Annotated in this window: 18 protein-coding genes; 8 read left to right on the plus strand and 10 right to left on the minus strand. The window is 71.6% G+C overall.

The window, feature by feature from the left end; translation table 11 throughout:
* The 4 genes from ABZ818_RS22770 to mce all read right to left on the minus strand — a co-directional run bounded on the left by ABZ818_RS22770 (window position 1) and on the right by mce (window position 6,709).
* A complete protein-coding gene (locus tag ABZ818_RS22770) occupies window positions 1-969 on the minus strand; it encodes an ATP-binding cassette domain-containing protein (RefSeq protein WP_361417427.1) in 969 nt (322 codons plus the stop codon).
* 103 nt (window positions 970-1,072) lie between these two features.
* The gene (locus ABZ818_RS22775; RefSeq protein ID WP_361417430.1) at window positions 1,073-2,008 is read right to left on the minus strand and encodes a cellulose-binding protein; all 936 of its coding nucleotides are present in this window, start codon (window positions 2,006-2,008) and stop codon (window positions 1,073-1,075) included.
* Between the two features lie 181 nt (window positions 2,009-2,189).
* Window positions 2,190-6,035: a polarized growth protein Scy gene (scy, locus tag ABZ818_RS22780; protein WP_361417432.1), complete on the minus strand. Its 3,846-nt coding sequence runs from the start codon at window positions 6,033-6,035 to the stop codon at window positions 2,190-2,192.
* Window positions 6,036-6,268: 233 nt separating this feature from the next.
* Window positions 6,269-6,709, minus strand: a complete 441-nt coding sequence (gene mce, locus ABZ818_RS22785) for a methylmalonyl-CoA epimerase (protein ID WP_361417435.1) — start codon at window positions 6,707-6,709, stop codon at window positions 6,269-6,271.
* Between the two features lie 149 nt (window positions 6,710-6,858).
* Between mce and ABZ818_RS22790 the strand changes: the two genes are divergently transcribed.
* Window positions 6,859-8,067, plus strand: a complete 1,209-nt coding sequence (locus tag ABZ818_RS22790; protein WP_361417438.1) for an acetyl-CoA C-acetyltransferase — start codon at window positions 6,859-6,861, stop codon at window positions 8,065-8,067.
* A gap of 81 nt (window positions 8,068-8,148) precedes the next feature.
* Window positions 8,149-9,105, plus strand: a complete 957-nt coding sequence (gene meaB, locus ABZ818_RS22795) for a methylmalonyl Co-A mutase-associated GTPase MeaB (RefSeq protein ID WP_361417441.1) — start codon at window positions 8,149-8,151, stop codon at window positions 9,103-9,105.
* A gap of 99 nt (window positions 9,106-9,204) precedes the next feature.
* Here meaB and ABZ818_RS22800 read toward each other — a convergent pair whose 3' ends face one another.
* The 4 genes from ABZ818_RS22800 to ABZ818_RS22815 form a co-directional block, all read right to left on the minus strand.
* Window positions 9,205-9,681 (minus strand): MarR family transcriptional regulator, encoded by a 477-nt coding sequence (locus ABZ818_RS22800; protein WP_361417447.1) that lies wholly within the window; start codon window positions 9,679-9,681, stop codon window positions 9,205-9,207.
* A gap of 92 nt (window positions 9,682-9,773) precedes the next feature.
* A complete protein-coding gene (locus tag ABZ818_RS22805) occupies window positions 9,774-10,577 on the minus strand; it encodes an AIM24 family protein (RefSeq protein WP_361417450.1) in 804 nt (267 codons plus the stop codon).
* Window positions 10,574-11,224, minus strand: coding sequence for an AIM24 family protein (locus tag ABZ818_RS22810; protein ID WP_361417453.1), 651 nt, complete (start codon window positions 11,222-11,224; stop codon window positions 10,574-10,576). Before ABZ818_RS22810 ends, ABZ818_RS22805 begins: the two co-directional genes overlap by 4 nt.
* A gap of 1 nt (window position 11,225) precedes the next feature.
* Window positions 11,226-11,858 carry an AIM24 family protein gene (locus ABZ818_RS22815; protein WP_361417456.1) on the minus strand — a complete coding sequence of 211 codons (633 nt, stop codon included), beginning with the start codon at window positions 11,856-11,858 and terminating at the stop codon, window positions 11,226-11,228.
* Window positions 11,859-12,075: 217 nt separating this feature from the next.
* On the opposite strand from ABZ818_RS22815, the gene ABZ818_RS22820 reads away from it, so the two are divergent.
* Entirely contained in the window at window positions 12,076-12,420 is a 345-nt protein-coding gene (locus tag ABZ818_RS22820; protein WP_225075616.1) for a DUF3817 domain-containing protein, read from the plus strand.
* Window positions 12,417-12,728, plus strand: a complete 312-nt coding sequence (locus tag ABZ818_RS22825; RefSeq protein WP_361417459.1) for an MTH1187 family thiamine-binding protein — start codon at window positions 12,417-12,419, stop codon at window positions 12,726-12,728. The genes ABZ818_RS22820 and ABZ818_RS22825 overlap by 4 nt, the downstream gene beginning before the upstream one ends.
* Window positions 12,729-12,775: 47 nt before the next feature.
* Here ABZ818_RS22825 and ABZ818_RS22830 read toward each other — a convergent pair whose 3' ends face one another.
* The gene (locus ABZ818_RS22830; RefSeq protein WP_361417462.1) at window positions 12,776-13,756 is read right to left on the minus strand and encodes a DUF5937 family protein; all 981 of its coding nucleotides are present in this window, start codon (window positions 13,754-13,756) and stop codon (window positions 12,776-12,778) included.
* Between the two features lie 124 nt (window positions 13,757-13,880).
* Between ABZ818_RS22830 and ABZ818_RS22835 the strand changes: the two genes are divergently transcribed.
* The 4 genes from ABZ818_RS22835 to ABZ818_RS22850 all read left to right on the plus strand — a co-directional run bounded on the left by ABZ818_RS22835 (window position 13,881) and on the right by ABZ818_RS22850 (window position 17,934).
* Window positions 13,881-15,149 (plus strand): MFS transporter, encoded by a 1,269-nt coding sequence (locus ABZ818_RS22835; RefSeq protein WP_361417465.1) that lies wholly within the window; start codon window positions 13,881-13,883, stop codon window positions 15,147-15,149.
* A 44-nt stretch (window positions 15,150-15,193) separates the two neighbouring features.
* A complete protein-coding gene (locus ABZ818_RS22840) occupies window positions 15,194-15,703 on the plus strand; it encodes a MarR family transcriptional regulator (protein WP_141358265.1) in 510 nt (169 codons plus the stop codon).
* Between the two features lie 109 nt (window positions 15,704-15,812).
* Complete coding sequence (locus ABZ818_RS22845; protein WP_361417469.1) at window positions 15,813-16,154, plus strand: DUF3817 domain-containing protein; 342 nt, start codon at window positions 15,813-15,815, stop codon at window positions 16,152-16,154.
* A 79-nt stretch (window positions 16,155-16,233) separates the two neighbouring features.
* Window positions 16,234-17,934 carry a methylmalonyl-CoA mutase family protein gene (locus ABZ818_RS22850; RefSeq protein WP_361417472.1) on the plus strand — a complete coding sequence of 567 codons (1,701 nt, stop codon included), beginning with the start codon at window positions 16,234-16,236 and terminating at the stop codon, window positions 17,932-17,934.
* Between the two features lie 41 nt (window positions 17,935-17,975).
* Here the strand turns inward: ABZ818_RS22850 and ABZ818_RS22855 are convergent, their stop codons facing one another.
* Window positions 17,976-18,593, minus strand: coding sequence for a TetR/AcrR family transcriptional regulator (locus ABZ818_RS22855; protein WP_361417475.1), 618 nt, complete (start codon window positions 18,591-18,593; stop codon window positions 17,976-17,978).
* Between the last annotated feature and the right edge of the window lie 146 nt (window positions 18,594-18,739).

The following is an 18,739-nucleotide window of genomic DNA, read 5'->3' on the forward strand; positions in this document are numbered from 1 at the left end:
TCAGCCCTCCTTCTTGCTGTCGGCGCCCCACGGCTGCGCGGGCGCCCCTTCCGGCACGACCTGGCCGGTGTGCGCGTGGTACTCCACCGACCCGGCCGTCAGCCGCATGAACGCCTCCTCCAGCGACGACTGCTGACTGCTCAGCTCGTGCAGCACGACGTGGTGCTGTGCGGCCAGCTCGCCGATGCGCTCGGCCTTGCCGTCCTCGACCTGAAGCAGCCCGCCCTCGCCCGGCACGGCCGTGATCCCGGCCTCGTGCAGCACGTCGAGCAGGCGTTCGCGCTGCGGAGTGCGGACCCGGACGTGGGAACGGGAGTTCCGCTCGATGAAGTCGGCCATGGAGGTGTCGGCGAGCAGCCGGCCCTGGCCGATGACGACGAGGTGGTCGGCGGTCAGCGCCATCTCGCTCATCAGATGCGAGGAGACGAACACCGTACGGCCCTGGGCGGCGAGGGACTTCATCAGACCGCGGATCCAGTGGATGCCCTCGGGGTCGAGGCCGTTGACCGGCTCGTCGAACATCAGGATCCGCGGGTCGCCGAGCAACGCGCCGGCGATGCCGAGCCGCTGGCTCATGCCGAGCGAGAAGCCCTTCGCCTTCTTCCGCGCCACCGGGGTCAGGCCGACGGTGTCCAGGACCTCGTTCACCCGGCGGGTGGGGATGCCGTTGCTCTGGGCGAGGCACAGCAGGTGGTTGTAGGCGCTGCGCCCGCCGTGCATGGCCTTGGCGTCCAGCAGCGCGCCGATGTACGTCAGCGGGTCCTTGAGTTCGTGGTAGGGCCGGCCGTCGATGCGGACGTACCCGGAGGTGGGACGGTCGAGGCCCAGGACCATCCGCATCGTCGTGGACTTCCCGGCGCCGTTGGGCCCGAGGAACCCGGTGACGATGCCCGGCCGGACGGTGAAGGTGAGGCCGTCGACCGCCGGCTTCCCTCCGTACCGCTTGGTCAACCCCTCCAGTTCGATCATGCCAGACACGCTAGAACGCCGCGAAGCTCTCCGCCACCCCTGGGGCGGAGAGCTTCGCGGTCAGCGGCGGATGTCAGCCGCGGTCAGGCCCGGTGAACGCGGGTCAGCGGGACTGCTGGGCCGGAACGCCACGGGAGATCGGCTCGTCCTCGGTCGGCGCGCCCGCGGCGGCCACCGCGGCACCGGTGAGGGTCGCCAGCATCTCGCGCACGTTCGTCAGCTGAGCGTTGATGGAGTCGCGGCGGTTGGTGAGCGCCGCGAGCTCGCGCTCGGATTCCGAACGGATGCGGTCCGCCTTGGCGTTGGCGTCGGCCACGATGTCCTCGGCCTGGCGCTGGGCCGTCTCCACCGTCTGGCGGGCGCGGCGCTCGGCGTCGGTGCGCAGCTTCTCCGCCTCCAGACGCAGCTGCTCGGCCCGGTGCTCGATCTCCGCCAGCCGCTTCTCGGCCTTGGCCTGACGGGAGGCCAGGTCGCGCTCGGACTGCTCGCGCCGCTTGGCGAGGTTCGTCTCGAAGTCGGCGGCGGCCTGCGCGGCCTTGGCGCGGGTCTCCTCGAAGAGGGCGTCCGCCTCCTCCCGCTTGGACTGCGCGTCCCTCTGCGCGTCGGCGCGCAACTGGGAGGCCTCGCCCTTGGCCTTCTCGACGATCCGGACGCCCTCGTCCTCGGCCTTGGCCTTGCGGTCCGCGGCGAAGGACTCGGCGTCGTTGCGAACCTGCTGGGCCGCCGACTCGGCGAGTTCGCGGTGCTGTTCGGCCGCGCGCCGGGCCTCCTCACGCAGGTCCTTGGCCTCCTCCTCGGCGAGGCGGAGGATCTTCTCGACCCGCGCGCCGAGACCCGCGTACGACGGCTCGGCGTCGCCGACCTGGGCCTGGGCGTTCTGCGTCTCGAGGTGGAGCTCCTCGATGCGCTTCTCCAGGGCGGTGATGCGGGCGAGAGCACTGTCACGATCGGAGACGAGCTTGGAGATACGTTCGTCCACCTGAGCGCGGTCGTACCCACGCCGCACAAGCTCGAAGCCGTAGGGGGAAGTGTCGCTCATGGGGTTCCTGTCCGAATGAGACCGGTGAGGTGATAGGTGGAATCCTAGGGGCCGAAGCGGTGTGTCATCGAGCGGATACGTGTTTGATCTGGAGAATGACACCTCTTTTGAGTGGCTGACCGTTCCAGGGCTTGCCAAAGAACCGGTCAAAGCACCCAGAAGGCCGGAATCCGCCTACAGGCTAGCCGTCTGACGTCTTGCCACCCGACCGGGGTGCCCCCACCGTCGCGCCGGCCTTCACCGCGCCGTCCTTCCCTGACGGCGCCTCGAACGACTCCAGCGCCTCCAGCACGTCCTGGACCCGGGAGATCTCGGCGTTGATGTCCTCGCGCCGGCGCACCAGGATCTCCAGCTCGCGCTTGCCCTCGTCGACCGTGCGCCGGGCCTCGCGGACCGCCTCGGCCTTGAGCTCCTCGGCCTCCCTCACGAGGGTGGCCTTCTTCTGCTCGGCCTCCTTCAGCAGCCCCTCGGCCTTCTTCACCGCGGCGATCCGCACCTTGCCCGCCTCGGAGTTGGCCTCCGAAACGATTTCCTTCGCCTTGGTCTGCGCCTTGGCCAGCTGCTCCTCGGCCGCCTTGATGAGCGCGTCGCAGCGGTCGCCGGCCGACTTCATCGTCTCGGCCGACTCGCGGCGGGCCCGCTCGTGCAGTTCCTCGATCTCGGTCGTCAGGCGCTCGCGCAGCTCCTCCGCGCGCTCCCGGATCTGGGTGGCGTCCCGGCGGGCGCCGACGAGCAGCTCGTCCGCGTCCGTACGGGCCTTCTCCACCGTGGTGTTGCCCTCGACCCTCGCCTCGGACAGGATCCGGTCGGCCTCCTTGCGGGCCGCGCCCACCATCGTGTCGGCCTGGGACTCGGCGTCCGCCTTCGTCTTGACCGCGCTCGCCTGCGCCTCGGTGAGCAGCTTGTCGGCCTCGGCGGTTGTCTCGGTGATGAGCGTGTCGACCTGCTCGGCCGCCTCCGAGCGCCGCTTGTTGGCGTCCCGTCGGGCCTCGTCCAGGGTCCGGTCGGCCTCCTCGCGGGCCGAGCCCACCAGCCGCTCGGCCTCCGCGCGTGCCTCGGACCCGACCCGCTCGGACTCGGCGCGGACCCGCTCGGCGTGCGCCTGCGCGGAGCCGACCGTCTCGGCGGCGCCGGCGCGCAGCCGCTCCGCGTCCCCGGTGGCGTCCGAGATCAGCTTCTCCGCCTTGGCGACGGACTCGGCGCGGACCCGGTCGGCCTCCGCGACCGTCTCCGTCTGGAGCCGCTCCGCCTCCGAGCGCGCCTCGGAGATGAGCGTGTCCGCCTGGGTGGCCGCCTCCGACCGGATGCGGTTGGCGTCCTCGCGGGCCTCCGCGCGGGTGCGGGAGGCGTCCTGCTCGGCCTGCGCGATGGTGTCGGAGGCCTCGGTGCGCACCCGCTGGGCGTGCTCGGAGACGTCCGCGCGGATCCGCTTCGCCTCCGCGATCGCCTCGGACATGGTCCGCTCGGCGAGCACCTTGGCGGCCTCGGTCTCCTCCCGGGCCTCGCCGCGCAGCCGGCTCGCGTCCTCGCTCGCCCGCTCCCGCTCGGCGTAGGCGTCGGTGCGGACCCGGTCCGCCTCCTCCTCGGCCTCCCGGCGGGTCCGCTCCGCCGCGTGATCGGCGGCCGAACGCAGCCCGGCGATCTCCTCCTGCGCCTGCTCGTGCAGCCCGGCGACGGAGTCCCGCACCTGCTGCGCGTGCTGCTCGGCGGCCGACACCATCTCGGTGGCGCGCCGGTCGGCCTCCTCCACCAGACGGGTGGCCTCGGCCTGCGCCTCGTCCACCCGCTTGCGGGCCGAGGCCAGCAGCTCCTCGCTCTGCTCGCGGGCCCGCTCGCGCTCCTGGTCGGCCTCGGCGCGCGCGGCGCCGAGCAGTTCCTCGGCCTCGCGGCGGCGCCGGGCGGCCTCCTCCTGGGCGGCGGCCAGCGTCTCCGAGGCCTCCGCGCCCAGCCGCTCCGCGGCGGCCTGCGCTTCCGCGCGCACGCGGTCCGCGGTGTCCTGCGCCTCCGTCTTGAGCCGCTCGGCCTCCGCCGCGGCCTCCGACCGCAGCCGTACGGCGACGGCCTCGCCCTCGGCGCGGGAGGCGGCCGCGTCGGCGGCGGCCTCGGTCCGCAGCCGCTCGGCCTCTGTCTCCGCCTGCTGCTGCAGCGTCCGGATGCGCTCGGCGGCCTCGGAGCGCAGCCGCTCGGCCTCCTCCGCCGCCTCACGGCGGATGCGGGTGGCCTCCTCGCGGGCGTCGCCCAGCGCCTTCTCGGCGTTTGCCAGCCGCTCCTCGGCCTCGGTGTGCAGCCGGGTGAGCTCCTCGGTGGCCTCCGCCTTCCGGGCGGCGACCGCCTGCTCGGTCTCCTCACGCAGCTCGCGCGCGGCCCGCTCGGCGTCCGCCTGGACGGACTCGGCCTGCTCGGTGGCCTCGGCACGCTGCCGCTCGGCCTCCTGGCGGGTGCGCTCCAGGGTCTCCTCGGCCTGCCGGCGCAGCGTGGTGGCCCGCTCGATGGCCTCGGTGCGGACCTTCTCGCTGTCGCTCTGCGCGGTGCCGCGCAGCTCGTCGGCGTCGGCCTTCGCCTTGGCCAACAGCTCCTCGGCGGACTTGGCCCCCTCCTCGATCTGCACCACGGCCTCGCGCCGGGCCTCGGAGCGGATCTTCTCGCCCTCGGCGACCGCGTCGGCCCGGAGCTGCTCGGCCTCGCCGCGCAGCCGGCGGGCCTCCTCCTGGAGCTCGACCGTCTTGGCGCGGTACTCCTTGGTGTCGTCCTTGGCGGCGCCCTTGAGCTGCTCGGCCAGGTCGTGCGCCTCGGCGCGCAGCCGGTCCGCCTCGGCCTCGGCCTCCCTGCGGATCCGCTCGGCCTCCTCGGCCGCGGCCTTCGTGGTCCCCTTGGCGTCCGCCGACGCCTTGTTCAGCACGTCCTCGGCGGTCTTCGCCGCCTTGGACAGCTGGGTCGCGCTCTCCTCGGCGGTGATCGTACGGGCCTTCTCGGAGGCCTCCGCGACGATCCTCTCCGCCTCGGCGCGGGCGTCCGCGACCAGTTGCTCGGCCTCGGACTTGGTGGCCTCGGCCTCCTTGGTGGCCTCCTGGACCAGCCGGGCGACCTGCTCCTTGGCGGTGCGCGTGCGCAGCTCGTTGGCCGACTCGGCGCCGGCGAGCGTCTTGGACGCGGAATCCTTGGCCTCGGTGACCAGCTTCTCGGCCTCGGTCTGCGCCTTGCGCAGCGCGTCCTCGGCCTCGGCCATCCGCTGCTCGGCGGACCGGCTCAGCTCGGCGGCCTGGCGGCGGGCGGCGTCCGACTCGCTGGCGGTGGCGGAGCGCAGCTGCTCGGCGTGGTCGGTGGCCTCCTGGGCCTGGTCGGAGGCGGCGTTCAGCAGCCGCTCGGCGTCGGCGCGGGCGCGGCGCAGGGTCTGCTCGGCCTCCGCGCGGGCCGCCTCGGCGTCGCTCTGCAACCGCTGCCGGGCCTCGGCGGCCAGCCGCTCGGCCTCCGCGCGGGCGGCCGACATGGCCTGCTCGGCCTCGGCGCGGGACTCGTCCAGCAGGCGCCGGGCCTGCTGCTCGGTGCGGGCGCGCAGCTGCTCCGCCCACGCCACGTTCTCGTTGACGTGCGACTCGACGGTCTGCCGGCGCTCGGCGAGCTCCTGGTCGAGCTGCTGGCGCCGGTTGACCGCCTCGGCGTGCAGCTCGGCCTGAAGGCGAGCGGCCTGCTCCGCGTGCTCCTGGAGGATGCGCTGGGTCTGTGCCCTGGCCTGGCTCAACTCGCGCTCGGCGTCGGCGCGGATCTGATCGGCCTGCACCTGCGCGTTGCGCAGCAACTGCTCGGCCTGGTAGCCGAGGTCGGCGCCGTCGTAGGCGGGCCGGGACATGATGGTGCGGCGCGCCTCGTGCAGCTTGGCGCGCAGCACCTCTACCTGGTAGCCGAGGTCCTCGGCGTGCTGGATCGCCTTCTCCCGCTCGGTCCTCAGCCGATCCATCTCGGCCTCGAACCGAGAGAGGTGGTCGACGTCAGCCGCCGGCTCTCGCTCCTGGCGTTCGTAGCCCCGCACTGCGCGGTCCCATCCGTCCCCTGGTTGCAAGCCTGTCCAAACGAGCTCCGTCCATCCGCCGAACGGGGCCCCCGGGAATGGTGTCAGATCAACAGCGGAGCACGGGCTGCTGCCCCGCCGCTCGTCCCCCGAAACACGGACCCCGGCGGTCCTGTCGCTCTCGACGGCAGGACCGGGTCGTCCCCGCTCGGGGGACGACCGCCCCCAACCCTACCGGCCCTTATGTACGGGAGTCAGTGCTCAACCGACTCAACAGGCGCCGAAGTGACCAGTTCTGTCAGGACGCCGTGGCAATCCTTGGGGTGCAGGAAGGTGATCCGGGACCCCATCGAGCCGCGTCGCGGCTCGTCGTACAGAACGCGTACGCCCTTGTCGCGGACGGCGGCCGCGTCCGCGTCGACGTCCGCCGTGCCGAAGGCGATGTGGTGCACGCCCTCGCCGTTCTTCGCGAGCCACTTCGCGACGGTGGAGTCCTCGCGGGTCGGTTCGAGAAGCTGCAGGTAGGAAGCCCCTCCGTCGGAGGTGTCGTTGATCTTGAGCATGGCCTCGCGCACGCCCTGCTCCTCGTTGACCTCGGTGTGGAACACCTCGAAGCCGTACGTGGTCCGGTAGAACTCGACGGTGGCGACGAGGTCGTGGCAGGCGATCCCGATGTGGTCGATTCGCGTCAGCATGGAATCAGTGCATCGCCACCGGGGTGGTTACGCAACGTGCGCGCGATCACACCGACGGCCCGATGACGGGGCGGAGCAGGCCTCAGTACATTCGAAGTAAACCCTCGTTCACTCCTCGGCTGTGCAGGCCGGTAAGGGGATCGCAGCTCATGTCTTCTGGAACTTCCGGTACGACCGGCTCGGTGATCGTCGCGGGCGCGCGGACGCCCATGGGACGACTGCTGGGCTCGCTGAAGTCCTTCTCCGGAGCCGACCTCGGCGGCTTCGCGATCAAGGCCGCCCTCGACCGCGCGGGGATCGGGGGCGACCAGGTGCAGTACGTGATCATGGGCCAGGTGCTGCAGGCCGGGGCGGGGCAGATCCCGGCCCGCCAGGCCGCGGTCAAGGCCGGTATCCCGATGAGCGTCCCGGCGCTCACCATCAACAAGGTGTGCCTGTCCGGTCTGGACGCCATCGCGCTCGCCGACCAGTTGATCCGGGCGGGTGAGTTCGACGTGGTCGTGGCCGGCGGCCAGGAGTCCATGACCAACGCCCCCCACCTCCTGCCGAAGTCCCGCGAGGGCTACAAGTACGGCGCGGTGGAGATGCTGGACGCGATGGCCCACGACGGCCTGACCGACTCCTTCGAGGGCATCGCCATGGGCGCGTCGACGGAGAAGCACAACACCCGCCTGGGCCTCGGGCGCGCCGAGCAGGACGAGATCGCCGCCCTGTCCCACCAGCGGGCCGCCGCCGCGCAGAAGAACGGCGTCTTCGAGGCCGAGATCACCCCGGTGGAGATCCCGCAGCGCAAGGGCGACCCGGTCCTGTTCAGCAAGGACGAGGGCATCCGCGGCGACACCACGGCCGAAGGCCTGGCCAAGCTGCGCCCGGCCTTCGCCAAGGACGGCACGATCACCGCCGGCTCCTCCTCGCAGATCTCCGACGGCGCCGCGGCCGTGGTCGTGATGAGCAAGGCCAAGGCCGAGGAGCTGGGCCTGGAGTGGATCGCCGAGATCGGCGCCCACGGCAACGTCGCAGGCCCGGACAACTCCCTGCAGTCCCAGCCCTCCAACGCCATCCGGCACGCCCTGAAGAAGGAGGGGCTCGAGGTCTCCGACCTGGACCTCGTCGAGATCAACGAGGCGTTCGCCGCCGTGGCCGTGCAGTCAATGAAGGACCTCGGCGTGTCCACGGAAAAGGTGAACGTGAACGGCGGCGCCATCGCCCTGGGTCACCCGATCGGGATGTCCGGCGCCCGTCTCGTGCTGCACCTGGCGCTGGAGCTGAAGCGGCGCGGCGGCGGCGTCGGCGCGGCCGCGCTGTGCGGCGGCGGCGGTCAGGGCGACGCGCTGATCGTCCGGGTGCCGAAGGCCTGAGCCGGGTAACACCCGACCGATCTCATTCGTAGGACCTCTCGTACGCGGACCGCGTACGTGGATCACGTGAACGGAGCTGTGATGCAGGACGTCTCCTCTCTGGTGGCCCAGGCCAGGGAAGGCCGGCCGAGGGCCGTGGCCCGGCTGATCTCCTTGGTGGAGGGGGCGTCCCCGCAGTTGCGGGAGGTCATGCGGACGCTCGCGCCGTTGACCGGCAACGCGTATGTCGTCGGTCTGACCGGCTCCCCGGGCGTGGGCAAGTCGACGTCCACGTCCGCGCTGGTGACGGCGTACCGCAAGCAGGGCAAGCGGGTCGGCGTCCTGGCCGTCGACCCGTCCTCGCCCTTCTCCGGCGGCGCGCTGCTCGGCGACCGGGTGCGGATGTCGGAGCACGCCTCCGACCCGGGCGTCTACATCCGCTCCATGGCCACCCGCGGCCACCTGGGCGGGCTCGCCTGGGCCGCCCCGCAGGCGATCCGCGTACTGGACGCGGCGGGTTGCGACGTGATCCTGGTCGAGACGGTCGGTGTGGGCCAGTCGGAGGTGGAGATCGCCTCCCAGGCCGACACCTCCGTCGTCCTGCTGGCCCCGGGGATGGGCGACGGCATCCAGGCGGCCAAGGCCGGCATCCTGGAGATCGGCGACGTCTACGTCGTCAACAAGGCCGACCGGGACGGCGCGGACGCCACCGCCCGCGAGCTGAACCACATGCTGGGCCTCGGCGAGTCCCGCGGCCCCGGCGACTGGCGCCCGCCCATCGTCAAGACGGTAGCCGCGCGCTCCGAGGGCGTCGACGAGGTGGTCGAGGCGCTGGAGAAGCACCGGGCCTGGATGGAGGAGCGGGGCGTCCTCGCGGAGCGCCGCCGCGCCCGCGCCGCCCACGAGGTGGAGACCATCGCGGTCACGGCCCTGCGCGAGCGCATCGGCGACCTGCACGGCGACCGCCGTCTGAGCGCCCTCGCGGAGCGGATCACCGCCGGTGAGCTGGACCCCTACCAGGCGGCGGACGAGCTGGTGGCGGGTCTGACCGAGGCCTGACCCGCCCCTGGTGACACCCGTTGTGACACGGAAGGCGGAGCCCTGAGGGCTCCGCCTTCTCTCCGTCTTCTCTCCGCGCGGGGGTGCCGCGCGGGGTGGTTACGCCCCGCCCCGCTGCCCCCGCAGATGCTGGGCGATCGGCTTCAGGGCCTTGTCCAGCTCCATCAGCGTCTCGTGGTCGACCAGATCGACGAAGTGCCTCCGCACGGACGCCACATGGTGCGGCGCGACCTTCTGCATGGTCTCCATGCCGTGCTCGGTGAGGACCGCGTACAGGCCCCGGCGGTCGGACTCGCAGTTCTCACGGCGCACCAGGTCCGCGTTCTCCATGCGGGTGATCTGGTGCGAGAGGCGGCTCTTGGACTGGAGGGTGGCGGACGCGAGGTCGCTCATGCGCATCCGTACGTCCTCCGACTCGGAGAGATTCACCAGGATCTCGTAGTCGTTCATCGTCAGGCCGAACGGCTGCAGGTCCTTCTCGAGTTGGTACGTCAACAGCCTGTTGACCTCCAGGTGGGTGCGCCAGGCGCACTGCTCCGCATCGGTCAGCCAGCGCGTGGCCGTCTCGGTCTCCATGAATGAAGTCTACCTAAGAAGTTGAAAGGCGAACTAGTGAGGGTGGTGTGACGGCGCGCACGCGTTCGATGTCACACTCCGCAGACTACCGCTCACACCCCGAAGCGACGCTGGAGATCTCCCAGCTGTCCGGGAAGGCGCGGTTGCCCACCCTGCTGTCCGCGAGTTCCGGACACCCTTCCCCCTCCGGGTACCCCGGGCTCGTCCGGAAGCACCCCCGCCGCCAGTTCGGCCATGAGGCTCTCGCTGGACTGCAGCAGGACCGTCCCGGCCCCCACGAACTCGAACTGGTGCTCCTCCCCGGAGACCGGCCCGAGGCCCGTCATCGAACGCAGCCCGCCCAGTACGCCGGTCAGGTATCCGTGGTCGTAGTGATGGCACGGGGACGGGCAGTCGGCCCAGCCGACCAGCGCCTGCGGGTCCACCCGGATCGGGGGCTCCATGAACACCACCGGCCCGTTGGACGCGGCCACGAACTTTCCGGTTCCGATGAGAGTGAGGAAGCCGGGCACGATCGACTGCTTGAGCGACAGACTTGGCTGAAAAGCGAGCAGATTGCCGGAGCGAATGGTCAGATTGCCGTCGTCCAGGTCGAAGGAGTTGACATCGAAGGCCCGGTCGGCGAGCAGCATCCGGCCCGAACCCTCGGCCACCACCCAGTCGCTCGCGTGCAGAGGCGAATGAAAGGCCGTACGGACCAGATGGTCCAGCCGGCCGTGCCCGATGCCGTTGAACTCGATCGTCCCGTAGTAGGCGATCATCTTCCCCTTCTGGAGGAACCACTGGCTCCCCTTGAGCTCCACGCAGAAGGTGTACGGGTTCACGTTGTCGTCGGCCGGCAGGGTCGTCGGGTCGTGGACCACCGGCCCGGAGCCGGGCGTTCCGTACGCGCTCACAGCTTCTCCTCCGACGCCTGGACGTACACCGTGCCGTTGCCGCTCAGCTCCAGCTGGAAGCCCTCCCCGGAGCCGCGTCCCACCATCTCGCGCCAGCCCAGCGCGGTGGACAGCTTGTTGCGGACGTCGCCGTGGTGGGCGACGTAGGCCTGCGGGTCGACGTGGACGGGGCGCTGCGGGGTGATCGGCACCTCGAAGACGCCGCCGTGCGCCATGACCGCCACCGAGCCGTGTCCCTGGAGGGTCGTCGTGAACAGTCCCTGGCCCGTCACCTGACCCCGCACCATGCCCATGACCCCGCCCTGCGAGCCCATGAACATCGTGCCCTGCTGGAGCGTGCCCTCGAAGGCGAGCAGGCGGTCCGCCTCCACGTACAGCGTGTCGCCCGTCATCTCGATCACGTGCACATGGTGGCCGCCGTGCCCGAAGAAGACCGTGCCGCTGCCCTCCACGGTCATCAGCGGCGTCGCCTCACCCGCCACCCGGCGCCCGATCATCGACATCAGACCGCCCTGGCCGCCCTGGATGTTGGGCGTGAACGCCACGTCGCCCTGGTAGGCGAGCATCGCGCCGCGCTGACTGAACAGGCGCCGGCCGGGGACGACCGTCGCCTCGACCATTTTCGAGTTGATCTCCCGGAAGGTCATCTCACAGGTCCCCCGCGATCGTGTTCCGCTCGCTCGGCTGGACATACACCAGCCCGTCCCCCTCGAACCGGATCTGGAAGGCCTCCCCGCCGCCCTCCCCGAGGAACGTGCGGAAGGTCACCCCGGACTGGAAGGACTGCCGGACGTTCCCCTGGTGCGCGATGTAGGCGCCGGGGTCGACGATCAGCGGGTACTGCGGGCCGACCCTGAGCACCACCGCCGGCCCGTCCGACATGATCGCCGCCTGCCCGTGCCCCTCGACCGTGGTCGTGAACAGCCCGTTGCCCTGGGAGGCGCCGCGCAGCCCGGTGAACGTCGTCCCCGTGCGCAGCCCGGCGTCCGTCGCGAGCAGGTTGCTCGACTCGACGTACAACTTGTCCCCTTGGAGCTGCACCAGATTGATCTCGGCCGCCCGATCGGCGAACCAGCACGTTCCCTGCCCCCGCACCTCCATCACGGTCATCTGCTCGCCGGTGAGCCGCCGGGTCACCATGCCGCGCAGTCCCTCGCCGCCACCGGTCAGCCTCTTGAAGGCCATCTGTCCGTCGTACGCGACCATCGAGCCGTTCTTCGCCTTCACGGCGTCCCCGGTCATGTCGACGGCGAGCACCCTGCTGTCTTGAAGTCGGAACATCGCCACGGAGTGAAGGTAGCGGCGGACGGGGGAGGCCGACAGGGCCCACGGGGGGACAACGACCCTGATTCACACCCTTACGGGATGGCCGCGCCCACCCCCTGACCGGACCCGCCCCGTGGGTTTGCCACAATGGACGAACGTTTGTGCTCGCATTCACAAGCCGGCCGGCGCCACCTCAGCGGCCCGCCGGTCCGTCTCCCACCGAAGGTGACCCGTGGACATCAAGACCGCCACCGCCCTCCGCCGCCTCCGCCTGGTCTCCGCCCCCGAGGCGGTCTCCTTCCTCCTGCTGCTGGTCTGCTCGGTCCTGAAGCGGACCACGGACTTCAACGCGGTGCCCGTGATGGGCGCGATCCACGGCGTCCTGTTCATCCTGTACGTGATCTTCTGGGCCGACGCCTGGAACCGCGCCAAGTGGTCGGTGGGGACCGCCGCCCTCTACTTCGTCCTCTCGGTCCTGCCCACCGGCGGCTTCTTCGCCGAGCGCAGGCTCAAGCGCGAGGCCGAGGACGCGGTGATCGCCTCCCGCGCCCGCCGCGAAGGGGTCGTGAACGCATGATCGTCGCCTTTTCCGTGACCCCGCTGGGCGTCGGCGAGGACGTGGGGGAGTACGTCGCCGACGCCGTCCGGGTCGTCCGCGAGTCCGGCCTGCCCAACCGCACCGACGCGATGTTCACCTCCGTCGAGGGCGAGTGGGACGAGGTCATGGACGTCGTCAAGCGAGCCGTCGCCGCGGTGGAGGCACGCGCTCCGCGTGTGTCCCTGGTCCTCAAGGCGGACATCCGTCCCGGTGTCACGGACGGCCTCACCGCCAAGGTGGAGCGGGTCGAGAGGCACCTCGCCCAGGAGGCCCGGAAAGCGGAGTAGGCACCCGGCGGCGCGTTTCGGGACACCCGTCCCGCGCTGCGCGGGCCTCACCCGCCCGAGACCAGTGCCATCCCCAGCGGAGTGCGTTCGTAGAGCACCTGGTGCCCGTACCTGCGGGACGTGAGCAGACCCGCGTCCCGCAGCACCGTCAGATGCGCCGACACCGACGACGGGGCCAGGTCCAGACGGTGGGCCAGCGCCGTCGTCGACGCCGGATCGGTCAGCGCGGCCAGTACCGCGGCCCGTCCGCGCCCAAGGAGCCGCACCAGGGCCTCACCGGCCTCCGCGCCCCGCCGCGCCCACAGACCGCCCAGCCCGCGCGCCGGGTACACCAGCGTGGGCTGCCAGGGCGGATCGAAGCCGCTGATCACGTCCGGCCAGGAGAACACGCTCGGCATCAGCACCAGCCCCCGCCCGTCGAGGTCGCGCCCGTGCTCGCCCGGCCAGTCGACCGTCAGCGTCCGCGCGTCCCAGGACAGCCGCCGGTCCAGCTCCGGCAACAGCGCCCCCAGCCCCACCTCGGCCAGCCGCCGCGAGTGGAAGGCCACATCGGCCTCGAGCAGCGCCCGCAGCCGCGGCCACTCCGGCTCGACCAGCGCGTGCCACGCGGCCTCCAGCAGATCGGCCAGTTCCCGCACCGCACGCCCCGGATCGGCGAGCATCGCCCGCCCCCGCGACGACTCCAGCGCACCCGGCGTATCGGCCAGCGCCCGCGCCAAGTCCTCCCGCGCCGCCCCGGGATCCGCCGCCCGCACCTGCGCGATCTCGTCCTCGAACACGGCCGCCGGCCCGATCGGCGGCGGCCCGAGGAAGTCGGGGCTGTGCCCGCGCCGGGGCATGAGCAGCCACAGCGGGGCGAGGTCCGGCCCCCGTGCGGCCTCCCGGATGCGGCGCAGCCAGTGCGGGTGGTACCCGTGCCGGTCCGGCCGCCGCAGCGTCCGCACCGCCTCCTGCGTCTCCCACAGCGGCGACACCGCGAACCGGCACCGCATGAGGTCGTCGTCCCCGAAGTGCAGACGGAACGGCACGGCACCCCCAGAAAAGACAGGTGAAGTCAGGAAAGACAGGTCAGGAAAGACAGAGAGAGGGCGAAGATTCGGCAGTGGCCGAAACTCTACGCCGCTCGCCCCTCCCACCGGCACGCTGCGGCCCATGCAGCAAGCCCCCGAGCCCACCCCGACCCCGCAGGCCCCGGACCGGCCGGAACCCCCGCCCGCGCCCGCCCCCGAACCGGCGGCCGGCTACGCCCGGGTCTTCGCCGTACCCGAGTTCCGGGCGGTCTTCGCCGCCCACGCCCTCTCCCTGCTCGGCGTGATGGTCAGCGAGATCGCCCTGTCGGTCCTCGTCTACGACCTCACCGGCTCGCCCCTGATGAGCGCCCTCACCTTCGCGCTCGGCATGCTGCCCTACGTCGTCGGCGGCACCTTCCTCAGCGGGATCGCCGACCGCTTCCCGGCCCGCCGGGTGCTCGTCACCTGCGACCTGGTGTGCGCGGCCTGCGTGGCGCCGATGGTGGTGCCGGGGGCCCACATCGGCGTCCTGCTCGCGCTGCGCTGCGCCGTCGCCGTCGTGTCGCCGGTGTTCCAGGGGACGCGGATGGCGAGCCTCACCGACATCCTCGGTGACGGCGAGCTGTTCGTCCTCGGCCGTTCCCTGCTGCGGATCGTCTCGCAGAGCGCGCTGCTCGTCGGCTTCGGCCTTGGCGGCCTGCTGCTCACGGTGGTCAGCCCCCGGCACGCTCTGCTGATCACCGTCGGTACTTTCCTCGCCTCCGCCGTCCTGCTCCGCCTCGGCACCCGGCGCCGTCCCGCCCGGACCGGGCAGTCCGGCGCCCTGGTGGGCGACTCGCTGCGTGGTGCCCGGCAGTTGCTCGCCGACCGCCGGGTCCGCGTACTGCTCCTGCTGTTCTGGGTGCCGCCGATGTTCGCGGTCGTGCCGGAGGCCCTGACGGCCCCGTACGCCGACGCGCTCGGCGCGGGTTCCATCGGTCTGGGTCTGCTGATGTGCGGGCTGCCCGTCGGCACGATCGCGAGTGAGGTGTACGCCGGCTCCCGGCTGGGGCCCGCCCTCCGCGAGCGGATCGCCCTGCCACTGGTCTGCCTGACCCTGCTGCCCTACGTCGGCTACGCCCTGCACCCCGGTCTCGCCGTCTCCCTTCTCCTGCTCGTGCTCTCGGGCGCCGGGGCGGCGTACACGCTGGGCCTGGATCAGTGGTTCGTGCGGGCGGTGCCCGAGGAACTGCGCGGCCGGGCGATGACCCTGATGACCGCCGGACTCATGACGATCCAGGGCCTGGGCATGGCGCTGGCCGGCGTCGCGGCGGAGTTCGCCGGGGTGGCGGCGACGGTCGCGGGGGCCGGAGTGCTGGGGACGGTGTGCTGCGTGGGGCTGGCGGTGGCCGCCCGCCGGACCGAAAGCTGAGACGGGGCTGAGCCGGATATGACCGACCGGTAGGGTCTGGTGACGTGCCGAAGCCCCTCAGTCTCCCTTTCGACCCCATCGCCCGTGCCGACGAGCTCTGGAAGCAGCGCTGGGGAAGCGTGCCGTCCATGGCCGCGATCACCTCGATCATGCGCGCCCACCAGATCCTGCTGGCCGAGGTCGACGCGGTGGTCAAGCCGTACGGGCTGACCTTCGCGCGCTACGAGGCCCTGGTGCTGCTCACCTTCTCGAAGGCCGGCGAACTGCCGATGTCCAAGATCGGCGAGCGTCTGATGGTGCACCCCACGTCCGTGACGAACACCGTGGACCGGCTGGTCAGATCCGGCCTCGTCGCCAGGCGCCCCAACCCCAACGACGGGCGCGGCACGCTCGCGGTCATCACCGACAAGGGCCGCGAGGCGGTCGACGCCGCCACCCGCGACCTGATGGCGATGGAGTTCGGCCTCGGGGCCTACGACGCCGAGGAGTGCGGCGAGATCTTCGCGATGCTGCGGCCGCTGCGGATCGCCGCGCACGACTTCCACGAGGACTGACGCGCACGGGTTCCCCGAGGGCCGAGGGCCGAGGGGCCGGGGCACGGCCCGCCGCGGCAGGGGCCACCCGGGGCAAGATCTCCCGGAACGGGTGGTTACGCTCGTCCTCATGAAACGAAGCGTGCTGACCCGCTACCGCGTCATGGCCTACGTCACCGGTGTGCTGCTGGTCCTGCTGACTCTCGGCGTGATCGCCAAGCACCTGCTCGACATGAACGGCGCGGCGGGCTTCACGAGCGTCGTCGGCATCGCGCACGGCTGGCTGTACGTCGTGTACCTGGTGTTCGCCTTCGACCTGGGCTCCAAGGCCAAGTGGCCGGTCGCCAAGCAGCTGTGGGTGCTCCTCGCGGGGACCATCCCGACCGCCGCGTTCTTCGTGGAGCGCAAGGTCAGCCAGGAGCTGGAGTCCAAGCTCGCGCAAGACGAGGCCCCTGCGGTCGCCGAGGCGTAAGCACGCGTCACCGCCGTACGGAACCCGTACGGCGGTCAGCCGTCGACATTTACTTGGACGTCCTAGTAAATTCGAGGGTATGGACGCTGACGCCATCGAGGAGGGCCGCCGCCGCTGGCAGGCCCGGTACGACACCGCACGCAAGCGCGAGGCGGACTTCACCACGCTCTCCGGCGACCCCGTGGAGCCGGTGTACGGTCCCCGGCCGGGAGACACGTACGAGGGATTCGAGCGGATCGGCTGGCCGGGGGAGTACCCCTTCACCCGAGGCCTGTATCCGACCGGCTACCGGGGGCGTACGTGGACGATCCGGCAGTTCGCCGGGTTCGGCAACGCCGAGCAGACCAACGAGCGCTACAAGATGATCCTCGGCAACGGCGGAGGCGGGCTCTCGGTCGCCTTCGACATGCCGACGCTCATGGGCCGCGACTCCGACGACCCGCGTTCGCTGGGCGAGGTCGGCCACTGCGGCGTGGCCATCGACTCGGCGGCCGACATGGAGGTGCTGTTCAAGGACATCCCGCTCGGTGACGTCACCACGTCGATGACGATCAGCGGGCCGGCCGTCCCTGTCTTCTGCATGTACCTGGTCGCCGCGGAGCGGCAGGGCGTGGACGCCTCCGTCCTCAACGGCACGCTCCAGACCGACATCTTCAAGGAGTACATCGCCCAGAAGGAGTGGCTCTTCCAGCCCGAGCCCCATCTGCGCCTCATCGGCGACCTGATGGAGCACTGCGCCACCAAGATCCCCGCGTACAAGCCGCTGTCCGTCTCCGGCTACCACATCCGCGAGGCGGGGGCGACGGCCGCGCAGGAACTGGCGTACACGCTGGCGGACGGCTTCGGGTACGTCGAACTCGGGCTCAGCCGCGGTCTCGACGTCGACGTCTTCGCGCCAGGCCTGTCCTTCTTCTTCGACGCGCATGTCGACTTCTTCGAGGAGATCGCCAAGTTCCGCGCGGCGCGCCGCATCTGGGCCCGGTGGATGCGGGACGTCTACGGCGCGAAGACCGACAAGGCGCAGTGGCTGCGCTTCCACACGCAGACCGCCGGGGTCTCGCTGACCGCCCAGCAGCCGTACAACAACGTCGTGCGCACGGCCGTGGAGGCGCTCGCGGCGGTGCTCGGCGGCACCAACTCGCTGCACACCAACGCGCTCGACGAGACGCTGGCGCTGCCGAGCGAGCAGGCCGCGGAGATCGCGCTGCGCACGCAGCAGGTGCTCATGGAGGAGACCGGCGTCGCCAACGTGGCCGATCCGCTGGGCGGTTCGTGGTACATCGAGCAGCTGACGGACCGGATCGAGGCGGACGCCGAGAAGATCTTCGAGCAGATCAAGGAGCGGGGGCTGCGGGCGCACCCCGACGGGCAGCACCCGATCGGGCCGATCACGTCCGGGATCCTGCGGGGTATCGAGGACGGGTGGTTCACCGGCGAGATCGCGGAGTCGGCCTTCCGGTACCAGCGGGCGCTGGAGAAGGGCGACAAGAGGGTCGTCGGCGTCAACGTCCACACCGGCTCGGTCACCGGCGACCTGGAGATCCTGCGGGTCAGCCACGAGGTGGAACGGGAGCAGGTGCGGGTGCTCGGGGAGCGGAAGACCGGGCGGGACAAGAGTGCCGTGCGCTCCGCGCTGGACGCGATGCTGGCGGCCGCGCGGTCCGGCGCCAACATGATCGAGCCGATGCTCGACGCCGTGCGCGCCGAGGCGACGCTGGGTGAGATCTGCGGGGTCCTGCGGGACGAGTGGGGGGTGTACACGGAGCCCGCGGGGTTCTGAGGGACCGGCGCCGGGCGGGCCCGTCCGCCCCGGCGCCCCTGTCAGCCGTCCGCCGCGAGCCCGGTCAGAAGGACCCGGGTGAAGCCGCGCACCCATTCCTCGTCCGCCGGTTCGGCGCTGACCAGGGTGCGGTGCACCACCGCGCCGGCGACGATGTCGAAGATCAGGCCGACCGTGCGGGCCGCTTCCTCCGGGTCCGGTTCCGGGGGGAGTTCGCCCCGGGTCTGGGCGCGGGCGCGGCCCTCCAGGACCAGACGCTTCTGGCGGTCCACGATCGAGGTGCGGATGCGTTCGCGCAGGGCCTCGTCGCGCGTCGACTCGGCGACCACGGCCATCAGGCCGCTCTTGGCCTCGGGCCGGGCCAGGATCGCCGCGAACTGGAGGACCACGCCCTCGATGTCGGCGGCGAGGCTGCCGCGGTCGGGGAGACGGAGTTCGTCGAAGAGTTCGGCGACGGCGTCGACGACGAGTTCGTTCTTGCCCGCCCAGCGGCGGTACAGGGTCGTCTTCGCGACCCCGGCCCGGGTGGCCACGTCCCCCAGGGTGAGCCTGGACCAGCCCAGGTCCACCAGCGCCGCCCGGGTGGCGGCGAGGATCGCCGCGTCCGCGGCGGCGCTGCGCGGCCGGCCGGCACGGGCGGCGGGGGTGCGGCTCTGCATCCCCTGACCATAACCGGACCGAAAACGAGTGGTTCCTGTCCGGTCGTGAGAGAGATCACCACGGTGTGCTTCCGCGCGGGCATCCGCTGCCATTACGCTACGGGTCGTAGCGAAACACGGGTGCGAGCCGGTGTCCGAGCGATGAC

The organism is Streptomyces sp. NPDC047453 (genome assembly GCF_040643155.1).
Taxonomy (GTDB): domain Bacteria; phylum Actinomycetota; class Actinomycetes; order Streptomycetales; family Streptomycetaceae; genus Streptomyces.